1 protein-coding gene is annotated in these 263 nt (G+C 64.6%); it reads right to left on the reverse strand.

Annotated features, from left to right (window positions below):
- Positions 1-51 precede the first annotated feature (51 nt).
- A partial coding sequence (locus tag ACTFO6_RS18980; protein ID WP_439935899.1) for a hypothetical protein occupies positions 52-263 on the reverse strand: 212 nt, incomplete at its 5' end.

Below are 263 nucleotides of genomic sequence, written 5' to 3' on the forward strand. Positions count from 1 at the left end.
TGCCCCGGCTTTCAAGCCGGCTGCAGCTCAACCCCGGCACGGCCGTCCGGGTTACAGCACGTTGCGGATGTCCTGGTGCCGCCGGGCGATGTAGATCTTCATCGCGAGCTCCGCCCGGTCCGGATCCCGGTGCCGGATCGCCTCCACTACCGTCTTGGTCATCTCCTCGTGGTCGCGGGCGATCGGATGCCAACTGCCGGTCTTCTTGGAGATGAAGAACCACAGGCGCAGATGCAGGTTGAAGATGCGCAGGAGCGTTTCCG

This window comes from Pelomicrobium sp. G1 (genome assembly GCF_051905455.1).
Taxonomy (GTDB): domain Bacteria; phylum Pseudomonadota; class Gammaproteobacteria; order Burkholderiales; family UBA6910; genus Pelomicrobium.